The 19,867-nt window shown below is 38.5% G+C and carries 14 protein-coding genes; all 14 read left to right on the top strand.

Features of this window, described 5'->3' with window-relative positions:
• The first annotated feature begins 224 nt into the window (after positions 1-224).
• Positions 225-1,187 (top strand): phospho-N-acetylmuramoyl-pentapeptide-transferase, encoded by a 963-nt coding sequence (gene mraY, locus RK01_RS06600; RefSeq protein WP_016172515.1) that lies wholly within the window; start codon positions 225-227, stop codon positions 1,185-1,187.
• Between the two features lie 12 nt (positions 1,188-1,199).
• Complete coding sequence (murD, locus tag RK01_RS06595) at positions 1,200-2,561, top strand: UDP-N-acetylmuramoyl-L-alanine--D-glutamate ligase (protein WP_016172514.1); 1,362 nt, start codon at positions 1,200-1,202, stop codon at positions 2,559-2,561.
• 18 nt (positions 2,562-2,579) lie between these two features.
• Complete coding sequence (gene murG, locus RK01_RS06590; RefSeq protein ID WP_016172513.1) at positions 2,580-3,674, top strand: undecaprenyldiphospho-muramoylpentapeptide beta-N-acetylglucosaminyltransferase; 1,095 nt, start codon at positions 2,580-2,582, stop codon at positions 3,672-3,674.
• A 10-nt stretch (positions 3,675-3,684) separates the two neighbouring features.
• Entirely contained in the window at positions 3,685-4,779 is a 1,095-nt protein-coding gene (locus tag RK01_RS06585; protein WP_244874955.1) for a cell division protein FtsQ/DivIB, read from the top strand.
• A 148-nt stretch (positions 4,780-4,927) separates the two neighbouring features.
• Complete coding sequence (ftsA, locus tag RK01_RS06580) at positions 4,928-6,256, top strand: cell division protein FtsA (RefSeq protein ID WP_016172511.1); 1,329 nt, start codon at positions 4,928-4,930, stop codon at positions 6,254-6,256.
• A gap of 24 nt (positions 6,257-6,280) precedes the next feature.
• Positions 6,281-7,519, top strand: coding sequence for a cell division protein FtsZ (ftsZ, locus tag RK01_RS06575; protein ID WP_016172510.1), 1,239 nt, complete (start codon positions 6,281-6,283; stop codon positions 7,517-7,519).
• 24 nt (positions 7,520-7,543) lie between these two features.
• Positions 7,544-8,221 (top strand): YggS family pyridoxal phosphate-dependent enzyme, encoded by a 678-nt coding sequence (locus tag RK01_RS06570; protein WP_016172509.1) that lies wholly within the window; start codon positions 7,544-7,546, stop codon positions 8,219-8,221.
• Positions 8,222-8,235: 14 nt separating this feature from the next.
• Entirely contained in the window at positions 8,236-8,772 is a 537-nt protein-coding gene (locus tag RK01_RS06565; protein ID WP_016172508.1) for a cell division protein SepF, read from the top strand.
• A gap of 31 nt (positions 8,773-8,803) precedes the next feature.
• Positions 8,804-9,052 (top strand): YggT family protein, encoded by a 249-nt coding sequence (locus tag RK01_RS06560; protein WP_016172507.1) that lies wholly within the window; start codon positions 8,804-8,806, stop codon positions 9,050-9,052.
• Positions 9,053-9,072: 20 nt separating this feature from the next.
• The gene (locus RK01_RS06555) at positions 9,073-9,855 is read left to right on the top strand and encodes a YlmH family RNA-binding protein (RefSeq protein ID WP_016172506.1); all 783 of its coding nucleotides are present in this window, start codon (positions 9,073-9,075) and stop codon (positions 9,853-9,855) included.
• Positions 9,856-9,872: 17 nt separating this feature from the next.
• Complete coding sequence (locus tag RK01_RS06550; RefSeq protein ID WP_016172505.1) at positions 9,873-10,634, top strand: DivIVA domain-containing protein; 762 nt, start codon at positions 9,873-9,875, stop codon at positions 10,632-10,634.
• Positions 10,635-10,891: 257 nt separating this feature from the next.
• A complete protein-coding gene (gene ileS / locus RK01_RS06545) occupies positions 10,892-13,684 on the top strand; it encodes an isoleucine--tRNA ligase (RefSeq protein WP_016172504.1) in 2,793 nt (930 codons plus the stop codon).
• Positions 13,685-13,941: 257 nt separating this feature from the next.
• Positions 13,942-18,411 (top strand): glutamate synthase large subunit, encoded by a 4,470-nt coding sequence (gltB, locus tag RK01_RS06540; protein WP_051113725.1) that lies wholly within the window; start codon positions 13,942-13,944, stop codon positions 18,409-18,411.
• Between the two features lies 1 nt (position 18,412).
• Positions 18,413-19,852, top strand: coding sequence for a glutamate synthase subunit beta (locus RK01_RS06535; RefSeq protein WP_016172502.1), 1,440 nt, complete (start codon positions 18,413-18,415; stop codon positions 19,850-19,852).
• Positions 19,853-19,867: the final 15 nt, after the last annotated feature.

The following is a 19,867-nucleotide window of genomic DNA, read 5'->3' as shown; positions in this document are numbered from 1 at the left end:
CAGTGTGAAAAAAAGCTATCAATCCTCTTGGCGTATTCTGCCAAAGAGGATTGATATGTGTAGAGAAAATAGATTTCATTTTTTATAAAAATGAATACATTAAAATGAACTAGGATGTCAGTTCCTCTTGGCGTATTCTGCCAAAGAGGAATGATATGCGTAGAGAAAATAAATTTCATTTTTATAAAAATGAATACATTAAAATGAACTAGGAGATTTGAAAAATGGAATGGACAAAGATGATTTTACCAATTGTGAGTAGCTTTGCGATGACCTATGCTGTCATGCCGCTTTTCATTGGCTATTTTAGAGTCAAACAATTCGGACAAGAAATTCGGGATGAAGGACCCAAATGGCACAATGTCAAGGCTGGAACACCCACTATGGGAGGAGTCGTCTTTTTAATTGCTGCTGTTTTGACAGGATTGTGGGTTGGCGCATGGCAAAATTTACTAACACCGTCTTTGTTTATCCTATTATTCATTTTATTCTTGTATGGATTACTTGGATTTTTAGATGATTTTATTAAAATTTTTAAAAAGCGCAACATGGGATTGAACTCTTTACAAAAATTAATTGGACAAATTCTAGGTGCTGTTATTTTTTACTTTGTCTTTTTAAAAGATGGCAATTCAAACAGTTTAAATGTTTTTAGTTTTGAATTAAATTTAGGGATTCTTTACGGGCTTTTTGTCATTTTTTGGTTAGTTGGTTTTTCCAATGCAGTCAATTTGACAGACGGAATTGATGGATTGGTTTCGGGGCTGGGGGTTATTTCCTTTGCAACTTATGGTATGATAGCTTGGAAGCAAAATCAATTTGATGTCTTGATCATTTGTTTAAGTGTGATCGGTGGATTATTGGGCTTTTTCCCATACAATCGCAAACCAGCAAAGATTTTTATGGGCGATGTAGGATCTCTTGCACTCGGCGGCTTACTGGCAGCGATTTCCATTCTTTTACATCAGGAATGGACTTTGTTACTTGTTGGTTTAATTTATGTCATTGAAACTGCCAGTGTAATGTTGCAGGTATCTTCTTTCAAACTAACCGGCAAACGTCTGTTTAAAATGTCACCTATCCATCATCACTTTGAGATGAGTGGTTGGACTGAATGGAAAATCGATCTGGTTTTTTGGGGGATCGCTTTTGTTTGTTCGGTACTTACGCTTTTGATCATTTGGTAGGAGATGGAAAAAATGAAACAAATTAGTGAATATCAAAATAAAAAAGTTCTTGTGCTGGGATTAGCAAAGAGTGGATTCAGTGCGGCCAAATTATTGCATGATTTGGGCGCACTTGTTACCGTTAATGACGGAAAACCCTTTGAAGAAAATCCAGAAGCACAAGATCTTTTGGCGTTAGGGATTAAAGTTGTCACGGGCAGCCATCCAATTGAATTACTAGATGAGGATTTTGCTTTAATGGTAAAAAATCCTGGGATTCCTTATAGCCAACCATTAGTAAAAAAAGCAATCGAAAAAGGTCTACCAATTATTACCGAAGTAGAGTTGGCTTATCAAATTGCGGAATGTCCGCTAATTGGAATTACCGGTACCAATGGGAAAACCACTACGACGACAATGATTGGCGAAATTTTAAATGCTGGAATGACGCAAGGTAAGGCACTATTAGCAGGCAATATTGGTTATCCAGCTAGCACTGTGGCTCAAAATGCCCAAAAGAACGATGTAATGGTAACGGAATTGTCTAGTTTCCAATTAATGGGAATTCAAACTTTTCATCCCGAAGTTGCTGTCATTACTAATATTTTCTCTGCCCATTTAGATTACCATGGTTCCCAAGCTGAATATGAAAAAGCAAAATGGCATATTCAAGAGAACATGACAGCAGCTGATTACTTGGTTTTAAATTGGGATCAAAAGGTTTTACAAGATATGGCTGCAACAACAAAAGCCCAAATTGTTCCCTTTTCTAGTACACAAATTGTACCGGGAGCTTATCAAAAAGATGGGCAATTGTATTTTCACGATGAATTTATCATGGCGGCTGATACATTAGGTGTGCCTGGTAATCATAATGTTGAAAATGCTTTGGCAGCAATCGCAGTAGCAAAATTACGTAATATTTCAAATGACAATATTAAAACAACTTTGCAAAGTTTTAGTGGTGTGCCACACCGTACGCAGTTTGTTGGAACAATTAATGAACGACGTTTCTTTAACGATTCTAAGGCAACAAATATTTTGGCAACAGAGATGGCGTTAAGCGGCTTTGATCATGAAAAATTAATTTTATTAGCTGGTGGTTTGGATCGAGGCAATGGATTTGACGAGTTGGTTCCCTCGTTAAATGGATTGAAAGCGATAATTGTTTTTGGTCAAACAAAAGATAAATTAGCCCAAGCTGCACGAGATGCTAAAGTTCCAATTATTGAATTTAGTGAAAATGCTGAAACTGCCGTGGTACAAGCGTATGCTCTCAGTGCGGCGGGAGATACAATTTTGTTATCACCTGCCAATGCCAGCTGGGATCAGTATAAAAACTTTGAAATTAGAGGCGAACGCTTTATAACGGCAGTTAATGCCTTGAAAAAATAATAGAAATGAGCGAAGCATGTGAGAATATTAGTAACCGGTGGTGGAACTGGCGGACACATTTATCCCGCCTTAGCCTTTGTGAATTATGTCAAACAACAAGAGCCAACCTCTGAGTTTATGTATGTTGGAGGCAAAAGAGGATTAGAAAATAAAATTCTACCAAAAACGGATATTCCTTTTAAAACATTGGAAATTCAAGGTTTTAAGCGAAAACTATCTTTTGATAATGTAAAAACGCTCCAACTTTTTTTTAAAAGTATCAAAGAAGCTAAACAAATCTTAAAATCTTTTCAACCCGATGTGGTTATTGGAACTGGCGGATATGTTTCAGGAGCAGTCGTTTATGCAGCGGCTAAAATGAAAATCCCCACCATTGTACATGAACAAAATAGTATTCCTGGTATAACCAATAAATTTTTGAGTCGATATGCAACAAAAGTGGGGATTTGCTTTAAAGATGCAGCACAATTTTTTCCAGTTGAAAAAACGGTCCTTGTGGGAAATCCGCGTGCCAGTGAAGTCAGTGATACCAAAAAATCAGATATTTTAACAACTTTTGGTTTGAAACAAGAAAAACCAACCGCGCTGATTTTTGGCGGAAGTCAAGGCGCTTTGAAAATTAATCAAGCTGTAACAGAAGCTTTGCCAATTTTTGCCACGCGCGATTATCAAGTGTTATATGCTTCTGGTGAAAGATACTTTAATGAAATTAAAAAGGAAACAAAGATTGACTTAAGCCAGTTGACAAATGTCAGTGTTGCCCCCTATATTGATAAGATGGCAGCGGTGATGGTTTGCTGTGACTTATTAGTAGGGCGTGCAGGAGCAACATCTATTGCTGAATTTACCGCTTTAGGTTTACCGGCTGTCTTAATTCCTAGTCCTTACGTGACCGCAGATCATCAAACTAAAAATGCACAAAGTTTAGTGGATGCTGGGGCGGCGTTGATGATTAAAGATGAGATGTTGACTGGTAGTGCTCTGGTGGAAGCCGTCGATGAAATTATGCAAAATCAAACGAAACGGCAACAAATGGCTACCGCTTCAAAATCAGAAGGAATTCCTGATGCTAGTCAGCGTTTATATCAATTAGTTAAAGAAATTACAGTGTAATGTAAAGGTGGTGACGCATATCAGTAAAAAAGACCAATCCAAGCAAAAAGGTGAGCATTCAGATGTAGCTGTAAATTTGACACCATGGCAAAAAGCTAACTTGGAATATCGGAAGAAAAATGGTCAAGATGCGACATGGTCTCCCACAGTCATTGACGGACAGGAGCCAAAAGAAGAACCTGAATTACCGGAAAATGCCAGTGATTTACCCGTTGAAGGTGGATCGCGCAATCCTAATGGTTCTTTTGCTGATCGGCTACCCAAATTAAAGTATGAACGAAATTCGGTACTTTATCGTCGGCTGACAATTGTGATTACACTGTTTTTGATTCCATTGTTATTTGTTTTGTACTATGTTTCTCCCCTAAGTAAGCTCTCTGCTATTCATGTAGTAAAAAACGAAGCAGTTTCAAAAAATGCTATCACAAAAGCGGCTGGTTTTACTTTAGAAGATGGCCTTTGGTCACAATACTGGCACCGCGGAGAAAACGAAGCGAAAATAAAGCAGGCTTTACCGCGTGTAAAAAGTGTGGCTGTTGGAATTGAACATTTTAATGAATTTAAATTGACAGTGACAGAATATCAAGAAGTTGCTATTTTAGAAAAAGGAGATAGTTATGCTCCTGTCATCGAAAATGGAAAAGTTCTGGCTGAAACGGTTAAAAAACCGGCTGAAAATCTGCCTATTTTAGAAGATTTTAAATCACAAAAACGCATTTTAACTGTCTTAAAGCAATATCAAAAACTTTCTCAAGAATTACGAGCTAGTATTTCTCAAATTAAATACACACCCACTAGTGCCAATACAGAGTTGTTAAATCTGTTAATGAACGATGGAAACACTGTTATTATTAACATCTCTAATTTAACAGAACAACTAAAGTATTATCCACAAGTTGCTAAAGAGTTAAAAGGCAAAGGGGTTGTGGATATGGAAGTGGGAATTTTCACGTATCCGTATCCGAAAGATAATGAAAAAACGAAAGAATCATCGGCTGAAAACACCACAACAGATAGTAATAATAATCAAAATGAAATCAATGAAAATACCGCAGAAAATGAAAGTCAGAGTGAAACCAATAATAACACCCAAATAGGGCAATAAAAATTTCAAATATTTTTCATAACGTATTTCTAAAAAGTTGATTTTTGTGGTATTATTGTTAGCAGTGAACAAAATATTAAACTGATAGATAAAAACGGACCTTTACTGTTCGATCTATATGGAAATTTAGTAGGAGGGAATCCCATTCATGGCAAAAACGGGAATGTATGTCGGCCTTGACATTGGAACGACTTCGGTGAAAGTTGTCGTTGCAGAGTATGTCGAAAACCAAATGAATATCATTGGTGTAGGCAACGCCAAATCTGAAGGTATTAACAGAGGGATTATTGTCGATATTGAAAAATCGGTTCAAGCAATTCAACGGGCCGTCAAGCAAGCAGAAGAAAAAGCAGGTATCCAAATTCGTAGCGTAAGCGTTGGTGTTCCAGCCAATTTATTAGAAGTGGAAAACTGTCAAGGAATGATTGCTGTTAACAGCGAATCAAAAGAAATTACAGATGAAGATGTACGTAACGTCGCTTCAGCTGCTTTAGTACGTTCAGTTCCTCCTGAAAGACAAATCATTACGATTTTGCCGCAAGAATTTACTGTGGATGGCTTTGAAGGTATTAAAGATCCACGTGGGATGATCGGTGTACGTCTCGAAATGTTTGGCGTTGTTTTCACCGGTCCTAAAACAATTTTGCACAATATTCGCAAATGTGTTGAAAAAGCAGGCCTTCATTTAAATGAAATGGTGATTACACCTCTTGCTTTAACGGAATCCATTTTATCAGATGGTGAGAAGGATTTTGGTACAACCGTTATCGATATTGGTGGTGGTCAAACTACAACTTCAGTTATGCATGATAAACAATTGAAATTCACCCATGTTAACCAAGAGGGTGGCGAATACGTAACAAAAGATATTTCAACTGTTTTGAATACATCTTTTAACAATGCAGAAGCATTGAAAATTAATTATGGTGATGCTTATCCAGAACGAACATCTGCTAGCGAAGAATTTCCTGTGGATGTTATTGGTAAATCTGAACCAGTCAAAATTGATGAACGCTATTTAGCTGAAATTATCGAAGCCCGGATGGAGCAAATCTTTAATAAGTCTAAAGAAGTTTTAGATGAAATTGATGCGTTGAGTTTACCTGGTGGTGTTGTTTTAACTGGTGGCGCAGCGAGCTTGCCTGGTGTGGTAGATTTAGCACAAGAAATCTTTGGTACGAACGTGAAATTATATGTACCAAATCACATGGGCTTACGGAATCCTGTCTTTACAAATGTAATTTCCATTGTTGACTATTCAGCAAATCTAAGTGAAGTTTATCAGTTGGCAAAAACTGCTGTAACCGGTGAAAGAACACAGCCTGCTACTAGTCAAGAAGCGCCAGTTCCAGTCACCCAAGAACCAGCTTATGATGAATACGATAGCCAAGAAGATACGTATGAAGAAACAAACGAATCCACTGGCGAAAGCGTTAAAGATAAAGTAAAAGATTTCTTTTCGAATATTTTCGACTAAACCCAAGCAGGAGGAATAAACATTATGGAATTTTCAATTGACAATACCGTAAATGACGGCGCAGTCATTAAAGTTATCGGTGTCGGCGGTGGCGGTGGCAACGCAGTCAACCGTATGATCGAAGAAAACGTTAAAGGTGTAGAGTTCATCGCAGCAAATACCGATGTGCAAGCCTTAAAAAATTCAAAAGCTGAAACAGTTATCCAATTAGGCCCTAAATATACCCGCGGGCTTGGGGCTGGTTCACAGCCAGAAGTTGGTCAAAAAGCTGCTGAAGAAAGTGAAGAATCTATTCGTGAAGCATTAGATGGCGCAGATATGATTTTCATTACCGCTGGTATGGGCGGTGGTACTGGTACTGGTGCTGCTCCAATCGTCGCTAAAATCGCTAAAGAGCTTGGTGCTTTGACAGTTGGTGTCGTAACACGTCCATTTACTTTTGAAGGACCAAAACGTGGTCGTTTTGCTGCTGAAGGTATTGCACAATTAAAAGAAAATGTTGACACACTATTAATTATTTCAAACAACCGCTTACTAGAAGTTGTTGATAAAAAGACACCAATGCTAGAAGCTTTCCGGGAAGCAGATAACGTTTTACGTCAAGGGGTACAAGGCATTTCTGATTTAATTACTGCTCCAGGTTACGTGAATTTGGACTTTGCTGATGTGAAAACAGTAATGGAAAATCAAGGTACGGCTTTAATGGGTATCGGTGTTGCTTCTGGTGAAGATCGTGTAATCGAAGCTACGAAGAAAGCTATTTCTTCACCATTGCTTGAAACTTCAATCGATGGTGCTGAACAAGTTTTATTAAATATTACTGGTGGTTTAGATATGACCTTGTTTGAAGCACAAGATGCTTCTGACATCGTTGCTAATGCTGCAACGGGCGATGTCAACATTATCTTAGGTACTTCAATTAATGAAGAATTAGGTGATGAAATCCGCGTGACAGTAATTGCAACAGGGATTGATCCAACAAAAAAGGAAAATAAAGGTCGTACTTCAAGACAAAATCAAATTCACAGCATCCCGCAAAAACCGGTTTTAGATATGGAACAAGCAAAACCGATGCAACCAGAAGATGACAATGCTTTTGGCGATTGGGATATTCGCAAGGAACAAACAGTGCGTCCTAAAGTTGATGATACACAATTTGAAAATATCGAAAAGAAAGAATTCGATACATTTAATCGTGACGATGTAAAATCTGGTGATGATGATGAATTAAGCACACCCCCATTCTTCCGTCGTAAACGTTAATTAAAGCTTTGGAGGTAAGAGCACATGATTGCTGAGAACTTGCGGGAGGTCCGACAAGAGATACAGGAGTCATGTGCTCTTGTTGGTCGTGATGAAAAAAGTGTCCGGTTGGTTGCCGTGACTAAAACTGTCTCTAGCCAAGTGATGCGCCAATTAACAGAATTGAAAGTTTTAGATCTAGCAGAAAATAGAGCAGACGTTTTCTTAGACAAAAAACAAGAATTAGCCGATATTGATACGATTTGTTGGCATTTTATTGGTAATTTACAGCGGAGAAAGGTAAAATTAATTATAAATGAAATAGACTATTTCCATGCTTTGGATAATTTAAGCTTAGCTGCTGAAATTCAAAAAAGAGCAGAACATGTCATTAAATGTTTTGTGGAAGTGAATGTTTCTGGTGAAACGTCAAAACATGGCGTTACGCCAGCAGAACTTTCAGAATTCATTTTAGCCCTTGCACCTTATGATAAAATACAGGTCGTAGGACTGATGACAATGGCACCATTTGGCGCTACAGTATCAGTACAACGAGATATTTTTGGTAGACTACGACAACTGCAACAAGAGATTGAAGCGGCTAATTTAGTCTATGCTCCTTGTCATGAACTTAGCATGGGAATGAGTAATGACTTTCAAGCGGCCATTTATGAAGGGGCAACGTTCATTCGTGTCGGTACTGCTTTAGTCAAAGATGCCTAAAAGGAGGAGTTATCATGTCGATTTTTAGTAAAGCGGCAGATTTTTTCGGTCTATCAGAAGATAACTATGATGAATATGAAGTGGCCCCTGGGGTCGATGGTTATGAAACAGTTGTTGATGAGGAAATTCCAGTTAAACAATCACATCCTGTACAAGAGAGTATTTCTGTGCCAGAAACACCTAAGGCAGATAAAAAAGTTGTGTCTTTGCGGCAAAATATGAAGACACCAACAGCTGCCAAGCGCCAACATAACGCGAGTCTGGCTAAAAGTAATGCTAGTAAAATTACGATTTTAGAACCACGTAATTATCAAGAAGTAAAAAAGATCGCACAGCACGTGTTAAACGGTGAAGCAGTCTTAGTTAATTTTCAGTCGGTAGAAGAAGATCAGGCAAGAAGAATTGTCGACTTTTTAACCGGAACTGTTTATGCTCAAGATGGTGATATTAAACGTGTTGGTGATGAAATCTTCTTATGCACACCTTGTGATGTGGAAATTGACGGTCAAGATTCTTTGCCCACTGAAACGGATTTATATGATTTAAATTAAGGAGGCAATTGTTATTTTTAGGTTATTAAGTTTGCTTAACGATGCCGTCTATTTATATTCGGTTTTACTAATGATTTATGCTTTGTTATCCTGGTTTCCAGGAGGGTATCAGTCCGCTATTGGTCGCTTTTTAAGAAAAATTTGTGAACCATATTTGAGTTTATTTGATCGGCTGAATCTAACGATTGGACCAATCGATTTAACAATTGCAGTTGCTATTATTGTATTAAATTTAGCTAGTCAAGGTTTAACGACAATTTTAGTTAATATTATGTACTAAGAGATGAGGGGTGGGAGTCAATGAACGTAAATGTCTATCAACATTTCCGGGCTGATGAACGCCCTTTTATTGACGCTGTAACGGATTGGATTGAACAAGTTCAAATGCAATATGCGCCGCATTTAACGGATTTTTTGGATCCTCGTCAAGCATATATTGCTGAAACTTTGATTCGTCAAGAAACGGATTTAAAATTTATGTTTTATGGCGGCTATGAGCAAGCTGAGAGACGCCGCTTACTAATTTATCCGGACTATTATGAACCAACTTTAGATGAGTTTGATATTGCCATCTATGAAGTTCATTATCCGACCAAGTTTGCCAATTTAAGTCATGGAAAATTATTAGGAACGATGCTGGGTACAGGAATTAAGCGCGAGTATTTTGGCGATATCATTAGTGATGGTACAGCTTGGCAAATTTTTATTGCGAAAGAAGTGGCTAGTTTTGTTGCTTTACAAATCGTCAAAGTTGGCAATGTAACTGCACGCTTAGAAGAACAGCGTTATACTAATATTTTGACTCCAAAAGATAGTTGGGAAGAAGAAAAGACAACGGTGTCATCGTTAAGGTTGGATACGGTAATCTCAACTGTGTTCAATATTTCCCGCCAACGCGCCAAACAATTAGTCGAAAGCGGAAAGATCAAAGTAAATTGGACTGAAACATTGCGTCCGGATTTTTTATTAGATTTATTAGATATTATTTCTGTGCGCGGTTTTGGACGTATTCAATTGCAAGAAATAGAAGGAAAAACTAAAAAAGATAAAATACGCTTAACTTTAGGTGTTTTAAGAAAATAAGCAGAGGTGGTAAGAAAATGGCATTGACTCCATTAGACATTAACAATAAGACCTTCGCAGTAAAAATGCGCGGCTATAATCAAGACGAAGTTGACGACTTTTTAGATATTGTAGGTCGTGACTACGAAGAATTACTACAAAAAAATCGAGAAATGGAAAAAGCATTAAAACATGCAGAAGAAAAATTAGAATATTTCAATGAGTTAAAAGATGCTTTAAATCAATCCATTATCGTAGCACAAGATACTGCTGACAAGGTAAAAACAAGCGCAAGCAAAGAATCTGAGGTTATCGTAACTTCTGCTCAAAATCGGGCAGATGAATTAGTCTCAAGTGCCGAAAAACATGCCCATGAATTGACAACAGCAGCAGAACAAAAAGCCAAAGAAATTTTGAATGATGCTAGTGAAAGTGCACGTCAATTAGCAACTGAAACCAACGATTTGAAAACAAAAACCCGCGTTTTCCATCAAAACTTGACTTTAATGTTACAATCACAATTAGAACAAGTGAAAAGTCCAGAATGGGATGAAATTTTAAAACCATTTGCTAGCTATGTGCAAGATGGGCATGAAGCATTTCAAGAACTGATGGAAAAAGAACTTGACAAAGAAAATCCTAATGAAGTAAACTCAAACAATGATATGACTGAAAATCAAGTTGATATCGTAGAAGCCAGTGAAAAAATCATCACACCAAGTCAAGAAATTCCTGCGGTCAACACATTAGATGATGCTAAGGAATTACTAAATAAAATTGAAGAAAAAGACCAAAAATAGAACAGAAAAGTTTTTAGTATTTTCTACCAGCGAGTCGGTGATAGTGAAAGACCGATGAACCCTGCTAAAAAAAAGATCCTCTATCGGTTTTAATGTTGAAGTAAGTAGACATTAACGTATGATTTCGTTAACAATCACAAAGAAGTACATTTTGTACAAATTTGGGTGGTACCACGACAACGTTCGTCCCTTGACCGGGAGGAACGTTTTTTTATTTTGAAAAAATGAGTGAGTAGATAGAATAGGAGCGGATATTCATGAAGATGAAAGAAACATTGCATCTAGGCAAAACTGGTTTTCCCATGCGCGGGAATTTGCCAAATCGGGAAAAAGAATGGCAAAAAGATTGGGAAGAAGCCGATTTATACGGACAACGCCAAAAGTTAAACGAAGGAAAACCTTCTTTTGTTTTACACGATGGACCACCATACGCTAACGGCAATATTCATATTGGCCATGCTTTAAATAAAATTAGTAAAGATATTATTGTGCGATATAAATCAATGTCTGGTTTTCGCGCTCCTTATGTTCCTGGCTGGGATACTCATGGTTTACCTATTGAGCAGGTATTGGCAAATAAAGGAATTAAGCGTAAAGAGATGACAATGGCCGAGTACCGTGAAAAATGTCGGGAATATGCGATGTCGCAAGTTGATAAACAACGCAATGATTTTAAACGACTTGGTGTAGCTGGAGACTGGGAAAATCCTTATGTTACGCTAGATCCAACTTATGAAGCCGCTGAAATTCGCGTTTTTGGTAAGATGGCTGAAAAAGGCTATATTTATAAGGGCTTAAAACCAATTTATTGGTCACCATCAAGTGAATCTTCTTTAGCAGAAGCAGAAATTGAATATAAAGATGTGAAATCTCCCTCTATTTTTGTAGCATTTAAAGTTGTCGATGGTAAAAATTTACTAGATACAGATACTTCTTTGATTATTTGGACGACAACACCGTGGACGTTACCAGCAAACTTAGGTATTTCTGTTAATCCAACTTATACTTATGTTCAAATTGAGGCTGAAGGTCAAAAATATGTTGTGGCAAAAGATTTATTAGAAACTGTCAAAAATGAAATTGGCTGGCAAGATGTCAAAGTCTTACAAGAATTTCCTGGTACAGCTATGGAATACATGACAGCGCAACATCCATTTTATGATCGCACTTCTTTAGTAATGTGTGGAGATCATGTAACTTTAGATGCCGGAACAGGATTAGTTCATACTGCTCCAGGTCATGGTGAAGATGACTATATCGTTGGTAAAAAATATGGATTAGACGTTTTATCACCAATTGATAATCGCGGTGTCTTTACTGCCGAAGCACCTGGTTTTGAAGGGATGTTTTATGATAAAGCCAATCCTGAAGTAACCAAATTGTTGGAAGAAAAAGGTGCTTTATTAAAACTGGACTTTTTCACGCATAGTTATCCTCATGATTGGCGGACGAAAAAACCAGTTATTTATCGCGCAACCCCTCAATGGTTCGCATCCATTGATAAATTTAGAGCAGATATTTTAACTGAAATTGAAAAAGTTGATTGGATCATTCCGTGGGGAAAAACGCGCCTTTACAATATGATTCGTGATCGTGGTGACTGGGTAATTTCACGGCAACGGGCATGGGGCGTACCATTACCAATTTTTTATGCTGAAAATGGTGAGGCAATCATCACGCCTGAAACAATTGAACATGTAGCTGAATTATTTGCAGCCCATGGTTCAAATATCTGGTTTGAAAAAGAAGCCAAAGAATTATTGCCAGCTGGTTTCACTCATCCCGGTTCTCCGAATGGTGAGTTTACCAAAGAAAATGACATTATGGATGTGTGGTTTGACTCAGGTTCTTCTCATGAAGCTGTCCTACGCCAACGACCAGAATTAAGTTTTCCGGCAGATATGTATTTAGAAGGTTCAGATCAATACCGTGGTTGGTTTAACTCAAGTATTACAACAAGTGTTGCAATCAATGGCGTTGCACCATATAAGGCTGTATTATCTCAAGGATTTACCTTAGATGGTGAAGGGCGTAAAATGAGTAAGTCCCTAGGAAATACCATTGCACCAGAAAAAGTTATTAATCAAATGGGTGCTGATATCTTGCGTCTTTGGGTGGCAAGTGTTGACTATGAAGCAGATGTACGTGTTTCGATGGACATTTTGAACCAAGTCTCAGAAGTTTATCGTAAAATCCGCAATACAATGCGCTTTTTACTCGCTAATACAAATGACTTTAATCCTAAAACAGATGCAGTCCCTTATGCTGAATTACGTTCAGTTGATAAATATATGACTGTTCGTTTAAATCAAGTTATCCAAACAATTTTAGAAGATGGCTATGAAAAATATAATTTCTTACACATTTATCGGACTGTAATGAACTTTTTGACGGTTGATTTATCTTCATTTTATTTGGATTTTGCCAAAGATGTCGTATATATTGAAGCAGAAAATGATCATGCAAGACGTTCAATGCAAACTGTTTTCTACCAAGCAGCTGTTGCTTTGACAAAACTATTAACACCAATTCTTCCTCATACTGCTGAAGAAATCTGGTCTTACCTGCAAGAAGAAGAAGACTATGTCCAATTAGCAGAAATGCCTAGTTATGAAGAATTTGCCAATCAGGCCGAGTTATTAGATATGTGGAGTGCCTTCTTAGACTTTAGAGACAATGTGCTGAAAGCTTTAGAAGAAGCACGTAATGAAAAATTAATTGGTAAGCCTTTAGAAGCCAAAGTGACAATTTATCCCAATGAACAAGTCGCCGATTTATTGACAGCAATTGATAGTAATTTAGCTAAATTATTAATTGTGGCTTCTGACTACTTTACGGTTGAAAAAGTAGGTGCACAAGTTCCTGACAATGCGATGAAATTTGATGATGTGGCAATTTTAGTCGAAAAAGCAGCGGGTCATGTGTGTGACCGTTGCCGTCAAGTTCGCAAAGAAATTGGAGCTGATCCTGCCTTGCCAACATTGTGTCATCACTGTACCGAAATCGTAAAGGAAAACTTTTCTGATGCAGTCGCCGAAGGTATTGAATAAAAATCTAACAAAATAACCCTATCTGGTTATTGCTTTTTATAATAAGGACCTGGAATGTTTCGACATTCCAAGTCCTTATTTCGTCTCTTTATTTTTTGTTATTGTTATATTTTACGAACGTTTCTAAAAAAAAACGATGAAAATTTTTGAAAGTAATTGCAGTGTCGTACAAAACAATGTAAACTAGTAAAAATTAGAATTTTCAGAAAATAGAAAAAGTAGGTGCTTGCGTGGAAAAAATTGCAGAGAAAAACTTGATGTATGACCCCAAGTTTGAAAAAGATGCGTGCGGAATGGGCTTCATCGCGCAAAAAGATGGCAAGCCCTCCCACCAATTAGTTGAACATGCATTAACAATGTTAGAACGAATGAATCATCGGGGTGGTACTGGTGCTGAACCAGATACCGGAGATGGTGCAGGGATTTTAATGGCTTTACCTGATTGCTTCTTCCGCAAAAAAGCCAAAGAAGCTGGCATAACATTGCCTAACGCTGGCGATTATGCAGTAGCAATGTTATTTTTACCCAAAGATACTATTCAAAAAGAACAAATGACCAAGGTGTTAATCCAAGATATTTTAAAAGCTGGTTATGATGTTTTGTGGGCGCGGGATGTGCCTTATAATTTTTATGAGTGTGGTCCTGGCGCTCAAGCAGTAATGCCTAATTTTTTACAGTTATTTATTGAAAAACCGCTCGATGTTAAAAGCGATCGTGCTTTTGAAGATCAGCTATTTCGATTAAGAAGGAAAATTGAAAAATCATATCATTCAGAAGAATTAGTGATTTGTAGTCTTTCGGCTAAAACTATTGTTTATAAAGGGATGTTACATGCTTATCAAGTTGGCCGTTTTTATCCAGATTTAAAAGATGAATTGATGGAGACAAGCATTGCCTTGACCCATTCGCGTTTTTCAACGAATACATTTCCAAGTTGGGATCGTGCACAACCGTTCCGATTTTTGGCCCATAATGGCGAAATCAACACATTGCGAGGTGCGGAAAATTGGATGCATAGCCATAAAATTGAGGTTTATAATGAAGATAATTCCGATTCGGCCAAATTAGAAAATTGTTTGGAATACTTGTATCGTAATGGCCGAGACATTCCCCATGCTTTAATGATGATGGTGCCAGAAGCTTGGTCTGAAGAAGCGAACTTAACGAAAGAATTACAAGCATTTAATGAATACAATGCCAGCTTTATGGCTCCTTGGGATGGGCCGGCAGCCTTGTGTTTTACCGATGGTGAAATAGTCGGAGCTGCGTTAGACCGAAATGGTTTACGTCCTTCCCGTTATTCAATTACCAAAGATGGTTTGATTGTTGTGGCGTCTGAATCCGGTGTGGTCGATTTAGCCCCTAATGAGGTTATTGAAAAAGGAGTCTTAGGTCCTGCTAATTTATTTTTAGTGGATACTAGACAAGGAAAGATTTATCGTAACGATGAAATTCGCCAACATTATGCTACTGCCAAACCTTACGAAACATGGTTGGCGGAAAAGCGAATTAATTTAAGTGAGATAAAAGCATCAAAGAAAAAAGTAAAAGCAATGACGGAACAAGAATTGCGGCAATTATGGCACCTAAATGGTTATACAGATGAAATTCTAAGAACCGTGATAATGCCGATGGCCCAAAATGGGGAAGAACCCGTTATTTCTATGGGCTTTGATTCGCCATTAGCTGTTTTGAGTGATAAGCCACAATCTTTATTTACTTATTTTAAACAGCAATTTGCACAAGTGACGAATCCCCCGATTGATGCCATTCGAGAAAAGTTGGTCATTGGAACCGAGCTTTTCTTGGGCAGAGACAGCGATATCCGTCAAGACCAAGCCCAAAACTGTAATAAAGTAAAAATTGCTAGCCCAATTTTAAACACCACGGATTTTGAAAAATTGTTGTCAATAGATTGTGACCAACAAAAGACTATGATTCAATCGATTTTATACCCTGTTAATGAAGAGAATCCCAATAGCTTACAGCAAGCACTCGAACAGATTTTTAAAGAAGCAGAAACAAAAATTGATAGTGGTGGTACAATTATCGTTTTAAGTGATCGTAATAGAAAAGAAGGCGAAATGGCTGTTCCAATTCTTTTAGCCGTTTCGGGCTTGCATAACTATCTTGTTTCTCGCGGTAAAGGATCACTAGCCTCAATTGTGGCAGATAGTGCTGAAGTTTGTGAAGTTCATCACTGCGCAATGTTAGTAGGATATGGGGCTAGCGGTGTCCATCCATATTTAGCCTATGCTTCGCTTGCAGCCTACAATCTAAGTGATAAAGTGGAAAACTTCCGGAGTGCCTGTGAAAAAGGTTTAATTAAAGTAATGTCACGGATGGGTATCTCAACTGTAGCCGGATATCATGGCGCACAATTATTTGAAGCTGTGGGAATTTCTAGTGCAGTAGTAGAACAATACTTTACAGGGACAGCTAGCCGAATTGGAGGATTAAACTTAACGCAAATTGAAGCAGAGTACTATGCACATTATCAGCAGGCTTTTGGTGCCTCTGCGCATGATTATTTACCTTCTGGAGGAAGTTATCAATATAAAGCAGATGGGGAACATCATTTATTTAATCCCAAAACCATTTATAATTTTCAAAAAGCTATTCGTAGTGGTAATTATAAGTTATACAAAGACTATGCCAATACAATGAATGACGAAGCCCTTAAAACCCCAACAACATTGCGTTCGATGTGGGAGTTTAAAAAGGAACGTCCCGTGATTGCTTTAGCTGAGGTTGAACCTGCAACTGACATTGTCAAACGTTTTAAAGTTGGGGCAATGTCTTATGGATCCTTAAGTGAAGAAGCCCACAAGTGTTTAGCCCAAGCGATGAATTCGATTGGTGCTAAATCAAATAGTGGAGAAGGGGGAGAAAATCGCGATCGTTTCAAACCACTGCCAGATGGACGTAATTTTAATAGTAAGATTAAACAGGTTGCTTCTGGGCGCTTTGGAGTGAATGCAGAATATTTAATGAGTGCTGAAGAATTACAAATCAAAGTTGCACAAGGGGCAAAACCTGGCGAAGGTGGTCAATTACCGGGAAATAAAGTCTTTCCTTGGGTAGCAGAGATTCGCGGTTCTACGCCAGGAGTACGCTTAATTTCACCACCGCCTCATCATGATATTTATTCGATTGAGGATTTAGCGCAACTGATCTATGATTTAAAAGCGATTAATCCATATGCCAAAATTAATGTGAAGTTAGTTTCTTCCACAGGGGTGGGAACCATTGCAACTGGCGTAGTAAAAGCTGGTGCAGATGTGGTAGTAATTTCGGGTTATGATGGTGGAACAGGGGCTTCTCCACGCAATTCGGTACGAGATGCGGGGTTGCCTTGGGAAATGGGGCTAGCTGAAGCGCACCAAACTTTAGCGTTAAATCATTTACGCCAACGAGTAATTTTGGAAACTGATGGCAAGTTAATGACAGGAAAAGATATTGCGGTTGCAGCGTTATTAGGGGCAGAAGAATATAGCTTTGCTTCTTTAGCTCTAGTAGCAATTGGTTGTGTAATGATGCGCGTTTGTAGTTTAAATACTTGTCCAGTTGGCGTAGCCACGCAAAATCCAGCATTGCGTCAATTTTTTGCAGGTAAACCGGAACACGTAGTGAATGCCATGCTGTTTTTGGCAGAAGATTTAAGAGAGATTATGGCTGAATTAGGCTTTAAAACAATTGATGAAATGATTGGACATACGGAAGTTTTAAAACCTCGTTATGTGGCAAAAGGCAAGGCAAAATCACTTGATTTCTCACGGATATTGACAACAATTGCGGGAATTGAACGAAAAGTCACGGATCCTTTCTTAGAAAAACGTCAATGGCCGTTACTAGATGATTACGCAAAAGCAGCTATTGCAGCCAAACAAACCGTGACAGTAAAAGAAACTATTAATAATGTAAAACGGACAGTCGGCGCTCGAATGGGTGGCTGGATTGCAGAACGATTTGGGAATTATGCCTTAACTCCAGGCCTATTGAAATATGAGTATCAGGGCATTGCAGGTCAAAGTTTTGGTGCCTTTACAACCCAGGGGATGGAATTAAAACTAATCGGTGAAGCCAATGACTATGTTGCAAAAGGGTTGAGTGGTGGACGCCTAATCATTGTTCCCCCCACAGATGCGGCATATGATACCAATGAATCGCCAATTGTGGGAAACGTGGCTTGTTTTGGGGCCAATAAAGGGGAAGGTTATTTCCGCGGTTTAGCAGGCGAACGATTTTGTGTCCGCAATAGTGGTGCAAAGGTTGTTGTTGAAGGTGTCGGCGATAATGGTTGTGAATATATGACTGGCGGTGTAGCAGTCATTTTGGGTAAAACAGGACGAAATTTTGCTGCCGGCATGTCAGGTGGATTAGCTTATATTTATGATCCTGAAAAGAGTTTTCCAGCAAATTGTAATCAAGAAATGGTGGAGCTTTATCCAGTTGACGCACAAGATACGGTTGTAAAAGAAATGATTGAAAAACATTTAGAATATACCGATTCACCTAAAGCATGTGAAATTTTAGCAAATTGGGAAACAGCAGTAAAAGATTTTGTTAAAGTTTATCCGAAAGAATTCCATGCTGTTAATGATGCATTGGAAGATTTTGCAAGTCAAGGGTTAGCAGGAGAGGCGTTGTTAAATGCGGCCTTTGAAAAAGTAATTGGGGTAAAAAAAGATGTAACTGTTTCAGTTGCAGGAAAGGAGCGGGGATAATTTGGCAGATCCATTTGGCTTTTTAAAATATCAACGACAAGATAATCCCTTTCGACCAGTGGACCAAAGGATAAATGACTGGCGTGAATTACAAGAACCGCTTTTGGAAGCACAACGTAGAGATCAGGCGGCGCGGTGTATGAATTGTGGAATTCCCTTTTGTCACTCAGGTACTTTTTATGGCAGCCAATCTGTAGCTTCAGGTTGTCCCAACGATAATCTGATTCCAGAGTGGAATGACTTACTTTTCCAAGGTCGTTTTAAAGCTGCTTTTGAACGGTTAGCGAAAACCAATCCGTTACCGGAAATGACTGGTCGGGTTTGCCCGGCGCCTTGTGAAAAAGGTTGTACCGAGTCATTAAATGGGGACGGTGTAACCATTCACGATAATGAGCGCTTTATTATTGATAAAGCGTTTGAAGAAGGTTGGGTTAAAGCTAGTGGACTACCAGCGAGTAAAACAAAATTTAAAATTGCCATCGTTGGTAGTGGACCAGCAGGATTATCTGCAGCTTGGCGTTTAAACCAATTGGGACATAATGTTACGGTTTATGAACGCAGCGATCGCTTTGGTGGTCTCTTGATGTATGGAATTCCCAATATGAAATTGGAGAAAGATATTGTGATACGGCGGGTAAAACTGATGCAAGAATTAGGTATCACCTTTGTTGTCAATACTGAAATTGGGGTGGATATTACCGCCGCTCAATTAGAAAAAGATTTTGATCGGATAATTTTGGCAACCGGTGCTAGTGTTCCGCGGGACTTAAATGTAGCGGGGCGTCAATTTCAGGGAATCCAATTTGCGGTAGATTATTTAACTGAAGCGACAAAAGATGTGTTAAAACATGGTAAAGCGGCGAATAGTAAGAAATTAGCTGGCAAACATGTAGTCGTAATTGGTGGGGGCGATACCGGTAATGACTGTATCGGAGCGGCTATTCGCCAAGGGGCAGCTTCTGTTAAACAGTTAGAAATTACACCAGCTTTGCCTGCACAACGCACGGCTACCAATCCATGGCCAGAATACCCCCTAACTGGAAAGATAGGTTATGGGCAAGAAGAGGCGGTGCAACGCTTTGGTGAAGCAATTACAACATACAGTACTGCAACTACCGGTTTTATTGGTGCGGAACGTGGCCAAGTAATTGGGGTTGAAACAGTCGCAATTGATCAAAATTTCCAACCAATTTCAGAGACTAATCAAGTTATACGTGCTGACCTTGTTCTGTTAGCCATGGGCTTTTTAGGGGCAGAGCAAAGTTTATTTGAGCAATTTGGTATTTCTGAAATTTATGATGATTATACTACTAATAATGAACGGATTTTAGTAGCTGGTGATGCTAAACGGGGACCAAGTTTAGTAATTTGGGCCATCCGTGAAGGGCGTAAAACAGCCGAAAAAGTCGATGAAGCTTTACGGGCGTTAGTTTATCAGTAAGTGAAGTGTAAAACT

Origin of the sequence: Enterococcus dispar ATCC 51266 (genome assembly GCF_000406945.1) — a bacterium.
GTDB lineage: Bacteria > Bacillota > Bacilli > Lactobacillales > Enterococcaceae > Enterococcus_C > Enterococcus_C dispar.
Note: the sequence above shows the minus strand (reverse complement) of the source record. Positions and strands in the feature narration are given on the sequence as shown.

Bases quoted from the DNA above. Each gene is read 5' to 3' on its own strand.
- RK01_RS06550 (WP_016172505.1), top strand. From the start codon at position 9,873: ATGGCATTGACTCCATTAGACATTAACAATAAGACCTTCGCAGTAAAA.
- RK01_RS06565 (WP_016172508.1), top strand. From the start codon at position 8,236: ATGTCGATTTTTAGTAAAGCGGCAGATTTTTTCGGTCTATCAGAAGAT.
- gltB (WP_051113725.1), top strand. From the start codon at position 13,942: ATGTATGACCCCAAGTTTGAAAAAGATGCGTGCGGAATGGGCTTCATC.
- ftsA (WP_016172511.1), top strand. From the start codon at position 4,928: ATGGCAAAAACGGGAATGTATGTCGGCCTTGACATTGGAACGACTTCG.
- mraY (WP_016172515.1), top strand. From the start codon at position 225: ATGGAATGGACAAAGATGATTTTACCAATTGTGAGTAGCTTTGCGATG.
- murD (WP_016172514.1), top strand. From the start codon at position 1,200: ATGAAACAAATTAGTGAATATCAAAATAAAAAAGTTCTTGTGCTGGGA.
- RK01_RS06555 (WP_016172506.1), top strand. From the start codon at position 9,073: ATGAACGTAAATGTCTATCAACATTTCCGGGCTGATGAACGCCCTTTT.
- ftsZ (WP_016172510.1), top strand. From the start codon at position 6,281: ATGGAATTTTCAATTGACAATACCGTAAATGACGGCGCAGTCATTAAA.
- RK01_RS06570 (WP_016172509.1), top strand. From the start codon at position 7,544: ATGATTGCTGAGAACTTGCGGGAGGTCCGACAAGAGATACAGGAGTCA.
- ileS (WP_016172504.1), top strand. From the start codon at position 10,892: ATGAAGATGAAAGAAACATTGCATCTAGGCAAAACTGGTTTTCCCATG.